9 protein-coding genes are annotated in these 13,674 nt (G+C 46.0%); 6 read left to right on the top strand and 3 right to left on the bottom strand.

Annotated features, from left to right (window positions below; translation table 11 throughout):
- Nucleotides 1-20 precede the first annotated feature (20 nt).
- The 3 genes from gluQRS to sfsA all read right to left on the bottom strand — a co-directional run bounded on the left by gluQRS (nucleotide 21) and on the right by sfsA (nucleotide 2,394).
- Entirely contained in the window at nucleotides 21-896 is an 876-nt protein-coding gene (gene gluQRS, locus OCV52_RS12880) for a tRNA glutamyl-Q(34) synthetase GluQRS (RefSeq protein ID WP_137407243.1), read from the bottom strand.
- Between the two features lie 190 nt (nucleotides 897-1,086).
- Complete coding sequence (dksA, locus tag OCV52_RS12875) at nucleotides 1,087-1,533, bottom strand: RNA polymerase-binding protein DksA (protein WP_004738189.1); 447 nt, start codon at nucleotides 1,531-1,533, stop codon at nucleotides 1,087-1,089.
- 135 nt (nucleotides 1,534-1,668) lie between these two features.
- Nucleotides 1,669-2,394 (bottom strand): DNA/RNA nuclease SfsA, encoded by a 726-nt coding sequence (gene sfsA, locus OCV52_RS12870; protein ID WP_105057575.1) that lies wholly within the window; start codon nucleotides 2,392-2,394, stop codon nucleotides 1,669-1,671.
- A 94-nt stretch (nucleotides 2,395-2,488) separates the two neighbouring features.
- Between sfsA and hrpB the strand changes: the two genes are divergently transcribed.
- The 6 genes from hrpB (at nucleotide 2,489) to glnK (ending at nucleotide 13,653) form a co-directional block, all read left to right on the top strand.
- Nucleotides 2,489-4,927: an ATP-dependent helicase HrpB gene (hrpB, locus tag OCV52_RS12865; RefSeq protein WP_240700673.1), complete on the top strand. Its 2,439-nt coding sequence runs from the start codon at nucleotides 2,489-2,491 to the stop codon at nucleotides 4,925-4,927.
- The gene (gene mrcB / locus OCV52_RS12860; RefSeq protein ID WP_137407245.1) at nucleotides 4,924-7,323 is read left to right on the top strand and encodes a penicillin-binding protein 1B; all 2,400 of its coding nucleotides are present in this window, start codon (nucleotides 4,924-4,926) and stop codon (nucleotides 7,321-7,323) included. Before hrpB ends, mrcB begins: the two co-directional genes overlap by 4 nt.
- A gap of 38 nt (nucleotides 7,324-7,361) precedes the next feature.
- Nucleotides 7,362-9,701, top strand: a complete 2,340-nt coding sequence (locus tag OCV52_RS12855) for a patatin-like phospholipase family protein (RefSeq protein WP_137407246.1) — start codon at nucleotides 7,362-7,364, stop codon at nucleotides 9,699-9,701.
- Between the two features lie 272 nt (nucleotides 9,702-9,973).
- A complete protein-coding gene (acnB, locus tag OCV52_RS12850; protein WP_137407247.1) occupies nucleotides 9,974-12,562 on the top strand; it encodes a bifunctional aconitate hydratase 2/2-methylisocitrate dehydratase in 2,589 nt (862 codons plus the stop codon).
- A 159-nt stretch (nucleotides 12,563-12,721) separates the two neighbouring features.
- Complete coding sequence (locus tag OCV52_RS12845; protein WP_061032487.1) at nucleotides 12,722-13,090, top strand: YacL family protein; 369 nt, start codon at nucleotides 12,722-12,724, stop codon at nucleotides 13,088-13,090.
- 224 nt (nucleotides 13,091-13,314) lie between these two features.
- Entirely contained in the window at nucleotides 13,315-13,653 is a 339-nt protein-coding gene (glnK, locus tag OCV52_RS12840; RefSeq protein WP_004738200.1) for a P-II family nitrogen regulator, read from the top strand.
- Nucleotides 13,654-13,674 lie beyond the last annotated feature (21 nt).

Here is a 13,674-nt window from a genome sequence, read left to right as displayed (position 1 = left end):
TATTTGCCGTTTGTTTTGAGCTAATTGCAGTGTTGTTTTTGTAAACTATCAGGTAATTGAGCAACGTTCCATTGCTGGCAGCCCCATGCCAAAATCTCATCGACTGAAGCTTCACAAACGGCCTTAGGAACCTCAAAGCCTAAGAACTGCATGGCATTGAGCAGTGTTGGTTTGGGGTTATCGAGGTCAATAGCGGTGGCGTGGTTCTGCTTTGATAGTTTATTGCCAGACGCGTCGGTCGCTAACGGCAAGTGCAAGTAGCTCACTGTATTTTGTTTCAGTGTCTTATAAAGACTGATTTGGCGGCCCGTAGGTTCGATGAGATCAGCGCCTCTCACCACTTCCGTTACGCCTTGCTCGATATCATCAAGTACCACGGCCAAGTTATAAGCAAACAAGCCATCGCGGCGTTTGATGATGAAATCCTCTTCAGCCAATGCTTTAGGGATTTGAATGGTGCCATGGCGAACATCGTCGAATGACTCGACGGGGAAATCCATACATAAACGCACGGCTTGCTCGCCCGTATCAATTAACCCCGCCTGTCGACAATGGCCATTATAGAAACCACCCAAGGCTTTTATCTGTTTGCGCGTGCATTGGCAGTAGTAGGCTTGGTTGTCAGCCACCCATTGATCAATTTGCGCTTGGTATAGGTCGTGACGTTGGCTCTGATAAACGACTTTTCCATCCCAAAATAGGTGGTAAGCCTCAAGCGTCTTAAGAATCAGGTCTGCAGCGCCAGCCATCTCTCTTGGCGGATCTAGGTCTTCCATACGGACTAACCATTGTCCCTGATGAGATTTTGCTTGGAAGTAGCTGCCAAGAGCAGCAACCAGTGAGCCAAAATGAAGAGGACCTGACGGTGATGGTGCAAAGCGCCCAATATAATTCATATGTGAACAACCTAATCTAGAGGGTACCGCAGTAGCCGATTCTTAAGACGTTTAATGTGTTTATTGCATGCAGTGAGTATTGTTGCTGCTTAGTACTCGTTTTAACACTGCTCATTGCTATCTAAGGCATCTCGCTTAGGCAGCAAACAAAAAAGGGAGCCAAAGCTCCCTTTCTTTACATCCGCAAGTATTAACCTTGCATTTGTTTCTCTTTGATCTCTGCAAGTGTTTTACAGTCAATACAAAGGTCAGCAGTTGGACGAGCTTCAAGGCGACGAATGCCAATCTCGATACCGCAAGAATCACAGAAGCCGAAATCATCTTCTTCGATCTTGTCTAGTGTCTTCTCAATTTTCTTGATTAGACGACGCTCACGGTCACGGTTACGTAGCTCTAGGCTGAATTCTTCTTCTTGAGAAGCACGGTCAACTGGGTCTGGGAAATTCGCTGCTTCGTCCTGCATGTGGTGCACAGTACGATCAACTTCTTCCCTGAGCTGGTTGCGCCAAGCTGCTAAAATTTTTGTAAAATGTTCCGTTTGCTCAGGTGACATGTATTCTTCACCTGGCTTTTCTTGGTACGGTTCAACACCTGCGATGGCTAGGATGCCTAGCGCTTTTTTCTTAGATTCTGGCATACAGCATCTCCTATTTACACCTAGTCAACTGCAAAGCAGCTAATTTTAAGGCGGGTATCTATAGCAGAAAGAACGAATGGTGGCAAATACTCTTATTCAAACTTGCAATCAATGTGATTTGTTCAACATCTTTGTTTAGTTATTGATAAATTCAACAGATTGTTTTAGTTGTATTTGAGTACTGCTGAGCTCTGCTTTGTAGCAAAGCACTTCAACTCCAGCGTCTTGTGCTTGTTTTAGTAATAACGAATATTTGGCGTCTATATGGTGTGCCGCAGACACTTTTTCAATACCTGAATGTAAAACAGTGAATAAAAGTACGGCTCTATTTCCAGATTCGACCATTTCTGTGAGTTCACGCAGATGTTTTTGGCCTCTGGTTGTCACCGCATCAGGGAAAAAACCTTGCCCCTCAGTTGAGGTCTCTTGTTCATCGAGTAAGGTGACGCTTTTTACTTCGATATAGCAAGGCGGCTTTTCGTTATCTTCAAGCAGAATGTCAATTCGACTATTCTCGCTACCATACTTCACTTCGGTTCGTAACGCGTTATAACCTAAGAGTTCAACTATAGTCTTATTTTCAATTGCTTCCACTGCTAGCTGGTTTGCTCGCGCAGTATTTACACAAATCCGGTGACCTTTGTCCGTTTCTGAGATCTCCCAGCTGTTTGGGTACTTTCTTTTTGCATTATCGGAGGTTGAATACCACACAGTGTTACCCGGAGTCGCGCATCCTGTCATCGCTCCAGTGTTGGCACAGTGAATAGTACGCTCGCTGCCGTCGGGAAGTTTGATGTCAGTGAGGAAACGTTTGTAGCGTTTGATAAGAGTCGCTGACTCTAATGGTGGATTGAACTGCATATTACTTATTTAGACGGGTAGGTTTTTATGTACAATGTTGCCAACATTACACCACAAGGTTCTCCCATTGCCACAACTGCCCATAGAAGCTGTGATGCCAGATCTGCTCGCTGGCGTAGAAACACACACTCAACTAATTCTTAAAGCGGCTCCCGGTGCGGGTAAGTCAACATTCTTCCCTTTACAGTTAGTTAAGACCAAAGCCGTTCAAGGCAAAATTATCATGCTTGAACCAAGGCGGTTGGCTGCAAGAAATATTGCGGCTTACTTGGCGAGTCAATTGGGAGAGAAGGTGGGGGAGAGCATCGGTTTTAGAGTTCGTGGCGAATCTAAAACCAGCAGCGCAACTCGCTTAGAGATCGTTACCGAAGGTATCATGACCAGAATGATCCAAACTGACCCTGAACTGACTGGGGTCGATATGGTGATCTTCGATGAATTCCATGAGCGCAGCATTCATGCAGATACGGCACTGGCGTTTAGCTTGGAGATCCAAGAAGCGCTGCGTGATGATCTGAAAGTGATAGTGATGTCGGCCACCTTAGATCAGCAAGCTCTGCAATCCTTGTTGCCAGAGGCTAAGTATGTTGAGTCGCAAGGTCGCACTTTTCCGGTTGAATTCCGTTACCAGCCTCTGGGTACTAATGATTACTTGGCGCCTAAAATGGCTAACGTGATTCGTTCTCTGATGGAGAAGGAGTCGGGGTCACTATTGGCGTTCCTACCAGGAGTGTCTGCAATAAAGCAGGTAGAAGCTCAATTAGAGAACTTAGTCAGTGACATTGATGTGTGCCCTCTGTACGGGCAGCTTAACTTTTCTCAGCAACAGAAGGCGATTGCACCATCGGAGAAAGGACGCCGCAAAGTGGTATTGGCTACCAATATCGCTGAAACCTCTTTGACTATCGAAGGTATTCGATTAGTGGTGGACTCAGGGCTTGAAAGAGTCGCTAAGTTTGATTTGAAAACTGGTATCACTAAGCTCGAGCAAGTCAAAATCTCACAATCTTCCGCTGAGCAGCGCGCGGGTCGTGCTGGGCGAATTGAAGAAGGGCTGTGTGTTCGTTTGTACAGCGAAACGCAGTTAATGCAGCAACCTGCTGTACCTGAACCGGAAATTCTCCATTCAGACCTCTCCTCGCTGGTGGCAGAGTTGACCCAGTGGGGCGCTGCAAATGCGGATGAACTGCAATGGCTTGATATTCCGCCACGCGCCTCTAAAGAGCAAGCTAGACAATTGTTGCAAAGCCTTGAGCTATTAGACACCCATGGTCAGTTTACTTCGTTAGGTAAGCAAGCGCAGCGATTAGGTATTGAGCCGCGTATCGCCAGTATGCTGATCAAAGCGCAGCAGGGCAGCCAAGCCATGTTGAATGTTGCTATTGTTGCCGCTGCGTTGTTGGAAGAGCCAGAGCGCAATGTCTCGGATATTCAGCATTCGCTACATAGGCTAAAGCAGAGAAAGCACACGAAAAATAGCGTTGTGATGCAGCGAGCGAAAAACCTCGCTAGCAAACTGAATCATCACTTAGATTTGTCACAACTTGACGAATCATTGCTACCATTGGTGCTTTGTTTTGCATTCCCAGACCGAATTGCTCAAGCAAGAAGTGCCAATAGTAATGCTTTTCTGTTAGCGAACGGTCACGGTGCAGAGGTGCGTGATGATGATCCATTGGCAAACAATGATTATATCGTGGTGATTGATTTGATGCGTAGCACCGGGCGTGCTAGTCAGATCTTCTTAGCGACCCCCGTTGATATTACACAGTTAGAAGACGCGTTTCCTAAGCTTTTTGTTTGTTCCGATTATGCCGACTGGGATGAAAAACGTGGCAAATTAGTTGCCGAGCAGCGAGTTGCTTTGGGTAAGCTTGTTATCAGCACTAAGGCTTTACCTGAGCCGGACGCAAGTCAGATTAGCCAAGCGCTGTTGAATTACATCGCTCGATGTGGGCTGGACCTTTTACATTGGACGCCAGCGGCGAAGCAACTTGTTGAACGCGTGCGTTGCGCTCAGCTTTGGATGCCAGAACATGATTGGCCTGCGATGGATGACGCGAGCCTAGTAGAACATCTTGATACTTGGTTATCGCCGTATTTGAACGGCGTTAAATCTGCGAAAGGGCTGGCAAACGTTTCGATTGAGCAGGCACTGTCGGCGTATCTCGGTTGGCCTCTGAATCAAGAGATTGACCAGTGGCTGCCAACACATTATGTGATGCCGACAGGCAGTAAAAAAGCGATCCGATACCAGTATCAATCTGAACCCGTGATCTCGGTTCGAATGCAAGAGGTCTTTGGTGAACAAGACTCACCATTGATAGCCCAAGGGCGTAAAAAGGTTGTGCTTGAATTACTTTCTCCTGCACAGCGCCCATTACAAATTACTCAGGATTTAGCTGGCTTTTGGGCTGGCGCGTACAAAGAAGTGCAAAAAGAGATGAAAGGTCGTTACCCAAAACACCCTTGGCCTGATGACCCTGCTAACCATGTTGCAACCACTAAAACCAAACGACAGTTGAACCGATGATGACCAAAATGTTAACGCCAAAAAAGGCACCACCTAAAAAAGCGCCAGCAAAGAAGTCACCAGCGACCAAAGCGAAACCAAGAAAGCCGAGAGCGACGGCCAAGAAAGGCAAATCAAAAGCGAAAAAGGCGGGTAACAGAGGTTGGTTAAAGATCCTGTGGGGCATCGCGTGGAAAGCGGGCCTAGCACTGGCTGCATTGCTATTGTTTGTTGGTATCTATCTTGACTCTGTGGTGAAGCAGCGCTTTGAAGGCCAGCTGTTTGATTTACCAACGGTTGTTTATGCGCGTGTGTTGGATTTATATCCAGGTACTCAGGTCAGCCTTGTTCAGGTGAAGAATGAATTGGATGTGCTGAATTATCGTAAGGTGAGCTCCCCTCGTCATCCTGGTGAATATTCATCTTCATCAACTAAAATTGAGATGATTCGTCGTCCGTTCGAGTTTGTCGATCGGCCGGAAGCTGATCGTCACGTGATGCTGCACTTCAATGGTAATGAGTTAACTCGTATTCAGTCGCTAGAGAAGAAAGGCGACATGGGGTATTTGCGTGTCGAACCTAAGATGTTGGGCATGCTTGAGAAAAGTAACGATGAACAACGTCTGTTCTTAAAACGTAACCAATTTCCAGAGGTGATGGTTGATGCCTTGCTCGCGACGGAAGATAGAAACTTCTATCAGCACGATGGTGTTTCACCTCTAGCGATTGCTCGTGCGATGGTGGTTAACGTCAAGGCTGGGCGCACTGTACAAGGTGGTAGTACGCTGACACAGCAGCTCGCGAAAAACCTGTTCCTATCTAGTGAACGTACGCTTTGGCGTAAGATTCGTGAGGCTTATATCGCGCTTATCTTGGATCATCGTTACAGCAAAGACCGTATTTTAGAGGCTTACTTAAACGAGGTTTATCTTGGTCAAAATGGCGGTGAAGCGATTCACGGCTTTGGTTTGGCTTCGCGCTTGTACTTCGGCCAACCGATTCAAGAACTGCGTATTGATCAGTTAGCCTTGCTGGTGGGCATGGTGAAAGGACCATCGTATTACAACCCGGTTCGCTACCCTGAGCGCGCTAAAACTCGACGCGATCTGGTTCTGCGCTTGTTGATGCAACAAGATATTTTGACCCCAAGACAATATGAAGAAGCAGCAAGCCGTGATTTGGATATCCAAGACAATCCGCGCATTGCCAGCCGTCAGCCTGCTTATTTCCAACAGGTCAATATCGAGCTGAAAAAGTATGTTGGTGATAGGTTCCAAGCTAAGAAAGGGATACGTGTCTTCACCTCTTTGGATCCGGTTTCGCAAGACAAGCTAGAGAAGTCGATTGCTCGCAAGGTGCCTGAACTATCGAAAACGGCAGGTGATAAATTAGAGGCTGCAGCGATCGCGGTAGATAGAAACACTGGTGAAATCCGTGCAATGGTCGGTGGTAAGCGTACTGGCTATGACGGCTTTAACCGTGCCTTGAATGCAAGCCGTCCTATCGGTTCTTTGGTGAAACCGGCGGTTTATTTAACCGCACTTGAGCAGCCAGAAAAGTACACGCTTGCGACGACTTTGATGGATACACCACTCAGCTTGAAAGGCAGTAAGGGCAGCGTATGGAGCCCGAGAAACTTCGACCGTAAGTTCCGCGGAGAAGTGCCTTTATATGTGGCACTGTCTAAGTCTTATAACGTACCAACTGTGCGTCTAGGGATGCAGTTAGGCATTGATACGGTCTCCGATACCATAGGTAAACTGGGTGTCGATAAAAATGAAATTCGTCCAGTACCATCGATGTTTTTGGGGGCGTTCTCTCTGACACCATTCCAAGTGTCTCAGATGTTCCAGACGATCACTAACTCTGGCCGTATCGCACCTTTGTCTGCGCTCCGCTCAGTGGTTGATAGTGACGGTGAGGTTTTATACCAATCAATCCCTCGAGTATCGCAGCGCGTTGATCAGCAAGCCGCTTGGCTAACCACTTACGCAATGAAACGTGGTGTATCGGAAGGGACGGGGCGATTCCTACAGAACCAGTTTGCATGGGCAGGGCTGGCCGGTAAAACAGGTACCAGTAATGACAGCCGCGATAGTTGGTTTGTGGGTGTTGATGGGCGCGAAGTAACAACCATCTGGCTTGGACGTGATGACAATAAACCGACAAAGCTTACTGGTTCTAGTGGTGCATTGCGTGTCTACGCTGATTACTTGAAGCAGAGAACGCCTGAGCAGCTACTACTGCCATGGCCAACCGGAATCGCAACCGCGAGCTTCACTCGTACGTCTGACGGTGCGTTGGAGTTTGACTGTGATGGCGCAGTTAAATTGCCGGTTTGGGATGAAAATGGAAACATTAAAAAGAGCTGTGAAAGTCAACCAAAACAGTGGCTAAAGAAGCTTTTTCAATGGTAAAGTCATAACAGAAAACAATGACAAGGACAGTTTAAATAATGATTTCTCGTTGGTTAGTGAGCAGCTTAGGTATGGTCGGTACTGTGATCAGTTTTCAACTGTTCGCAGCGACTGCGGCACAGGTTGATTCATCCGAGCATGTGGAACTTGAACAAGCTCATAAGAGGCCAACGGTTGCTGTTGTTTTAGCGGGCGGCGGTGCAAAAGGTGCTGCCCATATTGGCGTACTTAAAGCGCTCGAAGAGATGCAAATCCCGGTTGATTACATTACCGGTACCAGTATGGGGTCATACGTTGGTGGTCTTTATGCGACAGGGATGAGCGCCGACGAGATTGAAAGCTTTATCTATACGGTGGATTGGAATCGCGGTTACCGTGATCGTGTAAACCGTAGCGATCGTCGTGTACGAGATAAAGAGTATGAAGACCGCTACCAACTGAATACCGATCTTGGTTTAGGTTGGGGAGAAATCAAAGCCAGAAAAGGCGTGGTACAAGGTCAGAATATGCTGCGTATTCTGCGTGAAACCACAGGTAACCTGTCACCACTCGACTCTTTCGATCATCTTGCTATCCCTTATCGCTCAGTGGCAACCGACATAATTGAACTTGAAGAAGTCGTGATTGACCATGGTCACCTTGTCGATGCCATGATGGCAAGTATGTCGGTACCTGGTGCTCTTCCGCCTTATGAAGTTGATGGGCGAATGCTAGTTGACGGTGGCGTAACCAACAATATGCCTGTTGATGTCGCAAGAGCGATGGGCGCAGATATCATCATTGCGGTTGATATCAGTACCAACTACAAAGGCAAAGAAGATTTTACGACCTTTTTAGCCGCAGCCGACCAGCTCTCCAATTATCTTGTCCAGCGTAGTACTCAGGAACAAGCTGAAACACTTACAGACAATGATGTATTCCTCCAACCTGATGTTGGAGAAATTGAAACCACTGAATTCGATAAAATGCCATCAGCTTACGAAGCCGGTTACGAGTCTGCTAAGGAGCACTCTGCTGAACTTTCTAAGTTGTCACTCTCGAATGCTGATTACCAACACTATATCGAAGACAAACAAAAAGCTCGCAGGCAGCTGAAGCATGGTGATAAAACCGTGGTAGATAAAGTGGTCATTAATAACAATACCCATTACTCAGATAAGCTGCTCGAAAACCGTTTGAACCTTCATTCAGGCAAGGTTCTCAAAACCAGCGAAATCGAGGCAAAGGTGCAAGACCTTTATGCGTTGGATCGCTTTGAGTTGGTGACTTATGAGTTCGAAAACGTTGATGGTGAAGATCAACTTACGGTGAATGTGGATGAAAAGTCTTGGGGGCCTAATTACCTCAACTTTCGATTCTTCCTTGAAGATGACTTCTCTACCGAGAGTCAATATTCACTCGGTGTTTCAGCGAACTTCACCGACATCAACTCGCATGGTGCTGAGTTGAGAACCAATATTGAAATGGGTACGGATAAGCGAATTGAAGCGGAACTTTACTCACCGTTCTTCTCAAGCCAGAAGTTATTTACCTCTGCTTCGATTGTTTACAGTAAAGAGAATCGAAACCTACCCGCAGGAATTGATGAGATTGAGGAGCCTACGTTAGACGTAACTCAAGATTATGTTCCGATGTCATACAGCGAATACATAGGTGAATTGGCGTTAGGTTATCAACCTACTTTGTGGCAAGAACTTAAGTTTGGTGTTCGCTATACCGATGGTGATGTAGAAGTGGCCTCGTTACCTTCACTGGGTGGTGGTAGTTACAATCGCGTAGGCGGTTTCATCAGTTATCGACTGGATACCTTAGACAACTTCAGTTTGCCAACCGAAGGTTACTTCGTTGATTTAGAGTACCTTGTCTCTCATGATGACTTTGAGAATAACAGTTCGATTGGAGATGAGGAGTTGGCCTCTGGAAGTGATACAGTCTATGAGTTTTCCGCCAATCTAATGGCTGCAAAAAGCTATGAAAAGCATACTTTAGTCGGAAAAGTCGATTACGGTATTGTTGAGAGCAAGAACTCAGTTTTTCCTATCGATCCGAAAGAGCTAGGCGGCTTCTTGAACCTATCTGGTATCCCGAGAAACAGCTTGATCGGTCAGAACTTAGCGTACACTAGTCTGATCTATCGCTATAAGTGGTTTGATAATGACTTCGGTCTCTTTGAGTCGCCGTTCTATATAGGCGCATCCATCGAACATGGTGGCGTTTGGTCGAACAATGAATTGAAGCTTAATGAAGCGCCGATGTACACCGCGGGCTCGGTTTTCGCGGGTGTTGATTCCCCAATTGGGCCAATCATCTTGGCTTATGGACGCACGGAAGATAACTTCGATTCGGTTTACTTGATTGTTGGTACGTCTTACAAATAATCATGCGTAGAGTCGTCATTTTAGTGCGTAAATAGGCAAAAATAGTGGGACTTTCGTCTTAACTTGCTATGTTGGTCAAAATGATAAGATTTTAATTTAACGTTAAATTTGCTATTCTACCGCCCACAGTTTGGCCTCTATGACGCCGCTCATCAATACAAATTGAATGACAAAAATGGCAATGGAGAGCCAAGTTTCCAAGGATGTTCACTTCTTTATTTTACTAACAATTATGAAGGTGAGAAGTGAACCGCAATGAGAGGAAAAAAGTCGTGCTTGAAGCCTACCGTAAACACGTCGAAGAACGTGCTGCCGAAGGAGTTGTTCCAAAACCACTAGATGCTGAGCAGGTAGCTGGCCTAGTTGAACTTCTGAAGAACCCACCTCAAGGTGAAGAAGAAACCATTCTTGACCTACTAGAAAACCGCATTCCACCAGGCGTAGATGAAGCTGCCTATGTAAAAGCGGGCTTCCTAACGGCTATCACTAAAGGTGAAGTAGCATCTCCACTAGTAAGCAAAGCAAAAGCTGCAGAATTGCTTGGTACTATGCAAGGTGGTTACAACATCGAATCTCTAGTATCTCTACTTGATGATGCTGAGCTTGCTCCAATCGCTGTGAAAGCACTGTCTCACACTCTACTGATGTTTGATGCGTTCTACGACGTAGAAGAGAAAGCTAAAGCTGGTAACGAACCAGCGCAACAAGTCCTTCAATCTTGGGCTGATGCAGAATGGTTCACAGCGAAAGATAAAGTCGCTGAAAAGATCACTGTAAAAGTATTCAAAGTCACTGGTGAAACGAACACCGATGACCTATCTCCAGCACCTGATGCATGGTCTCGTCCAGATATTCCAGTACACGCAAAAGCGATGCTGAAGATGGAACGTGATGGCATCAACCCAGATCAACCAGGTACGGTTGGCCCAATCGCTCAAATCGAAGAACTGCAAAAAGACGGCATTCAGCTTGCTTACGTAGGTGATGTTGTTGGTACAGGTTCTTCTCGTAAGTCTGCGACGAACTCAGTACTTTGGTTCATGGGTGAAGATATCCCGTTCGTACCAAACAAGCGCACTGGCGGTGTTTGTCTTGGTGGTAAAATTGCTCCAATCTTCTACAACACGATGGAAGATTCAGGCGCACTTCCGATTGAATTAGACGTTCAAAACATGAACATGGGCGATGTTATCGATATTTTCCCATATGAAGGTGTTGTACGTAAAAACGGTGAAGAGATCTCTAGCTTCGAACTAAGCAAAGTATTGCTGGATGAAGTTCGTGCTGGTGGTCGTATCCCACTTATCATCGGTCGTGGTTTAACAGGTCGTGCTCGTGCTTCTCTTGGTCTAGAAGAAACAGACCTATTTGCTAAGCCTGTTGATCCATCTGCATCTGATAAAGGCTATACACTAGCTCAGAAGATGGTTGGTAAAGCATGTGGTGTTGAAGGCGTTCGCGCGGGTCAATACTGTGAGCCTAAGATGACGACAGTAGGTTCTCAAGATACTACTGGTCCTATGACGCGTGATGAGCTTAAAGACCTTGCTTGTCTTGGCTTCTCTGCTGACCTAGTGATGCAGTCTTTCTGTCACACATCGGCATACCCGAAACCAGTTGATGTTAATACGCACCATACGCTACCTGATTTCATCATGAACCGTGCCGGTGTTTCACTACGTCCTGGTGATGGTGTTATCCACTCATGGCTAAACCGTATGCTTCTTCCTGATACTGTAGGTACAGGTGGTGACTCGCATACTCGTTTCCCTCTAGGGATCTCATTCCCTGCGGGTTCTGGTCTAGTTGCATTCGCGGCAGCAACAGGTGTTATGCCTCTTGATATGCCTGAATCTATCTTGGTTCGCTTTAAAGGTGAAATGCAGCCAGGTATCACGCTACGTGACCTAGTACATGCAATCCCTCTATACGGCATCAAGCAAGGTCTACTAACCGTAGAGAAAGCAGGTAAGATCAACGAATTCTCTGGTCGAGTGCTAGAAATCGAAGGTGTTGAGCACCTATCTGTTGAGCAAGCGTTCGAACTTTCTGACGCTTCAGCTGAACGTTCAGCGGCAGGTTGTACAGTTAAGCTGTCTCAAGAGTCTATCGAAGAGTACCTGAACTCAAACATCGTTATGCTTAAGTGGATGATCGCTGAAGGCTACGGTGATGTACGTACTATCGAACGTCGTATTACGGCAATGGAAGAGTGGCTAGCGAACCCTGAGTTGCTGTCTGCCGATTCAGATGCTGAATACGCTCACGTTATCGAAATCGACCTTGCTGACATCGATCAGCCAATCCTATGTGCACCAAACGATCCAGATGATGCTCGTCTTCTTTCTGATGTTCAAGGCACAGAGATCCAAGAAGTGTTTATCGGTTCTTGTATGACCAACATTGGTCACTTCCGTGCTGCAGGTAAGATGCTTGAAGAGTTCAACGGCTCGCTAAGCACTCGTCTATGGGTGGCTCCGCCAACTAAGATGGATAAAGACCAGCTAACAGAAGAAGGCTACTACGGTATCTTCGGTCGTGCCGGGGTTCGTATCGAAACTCCGGGTTGTTCTCTATGTATGGGTAACCAAGCACGTGTTGCAGACCAGTCGACAGTAATGTCTACGTCTACTCGTAACTTCCCGAACCGTTTGGGTACAGGTGCTAACGTTTACCTAGCATCTGCTGAACTTTCTGCGGTTGGTGCGATTCTTGGTCGTATTCCAACTAAAGAAGAGTACCTAGAGTACGCGGATAAGATCAATGCAACGGCTGCAGATACATACCGTTACCTGAACTTCCATAAAATGGGTCAGTACACGGAAAAAGCCGATACAGTTATTTTCCAAGAACCAGCATAATCGCTGATTGACTAAGTAACTAATTAAACGCCTTCTATTCGTAGAAGGCGTTTTTTTATGTCTGAATACTGGGCTACGAGTGACTCGATCTATTGATCACTTCACTATATACTCTCGCCTCATTTTTAACCCTGTCTGCAGTTACTGCGTGGAGCCACTATGGAATTCGAATTTACAAGAAACACTCTGATGGGTGAGTACTACGTGAAATGCAGCATGGGACATGAAATCGTTGGCCGCTGGTTACAAGAAGAGATCGGTAAAGATAAGCAGAAATTAGATCATGTGATGGCGCTTATCGAGCAATCACGACAGGATCTGAGCAACGAAGTGACGTTACTTGGTAAAGAGATCAGTCTAGCGATCAATGAAGATGAAGTAACGATTCAAGAAAACGTGTTAGGTCATGAGCAAGAAATGGAAGAGGGCAGTGAGTTCGACTTTTACAACTGCGAGAGCCAAGCAAGCTGTGGAATTGACGACTTCGAGTTGCTAATCGAGCGCTGGGTTGAGTTTCTAGGGTACTAGCCGTTGTTATAACAGTGCTTAAGACTCCGTTGCCCAAAACTGGAGCAATAATAGAGTTACGCATTAAGATAGTGAAAAGGTCGCACCAAATTGGTGCGGCCTTTTTTTTTATTAGTGCTTAATTATCTTCATATTATTAAAAATCAACAAGTTAACTTTTTGGCACACAACTTGGATTGTAATAAGAGAATTAACGGAATTAGTGAAGAATTTAAGGAACGAATATGAAACTAATAAATGCCATTGTTAAGCCATTCAAATTAGATGACGTACGTGAAGCGCTGTCTGATGTGGGTATTGAAGGTATGACGGTCTCTGAAGTGAAAGGCTTTGGTCGTCAGAAAGGACACACTGAATTATATCGTGGTGCGGAATACCAAGTCGACTTCCTTCCAAAGGTGAAGCTAGAGATTGCTACTCAAGCTGAAAACGTTGACCGAGTTGTTGAAGCGATCAGCCAAGCAGCACACACAGGCAAAATCGGTGACGGTAAGATTTTTGTGTATGACCTAAGCCAAGCTGTACGAATCCGTACTGGTGAAATGGATGCAGAAGCACTTTAAAGAATTACAAGGACTGGAGAC

This window comes from Vibrio chagasii (assembly GCF_024347355.1).
Classification (GTDB): domain Bacteria; phylum Pseudomonadota; class Gammaproteobacteria; order Enterobacterales; family Vibrionaceae; genus Vibrio; species Vibrio chagasii.
Note: the sequence above shows the minus strand (reverse complement) of the source record. Positions and strands in the feature narration are given on the sequence as shown.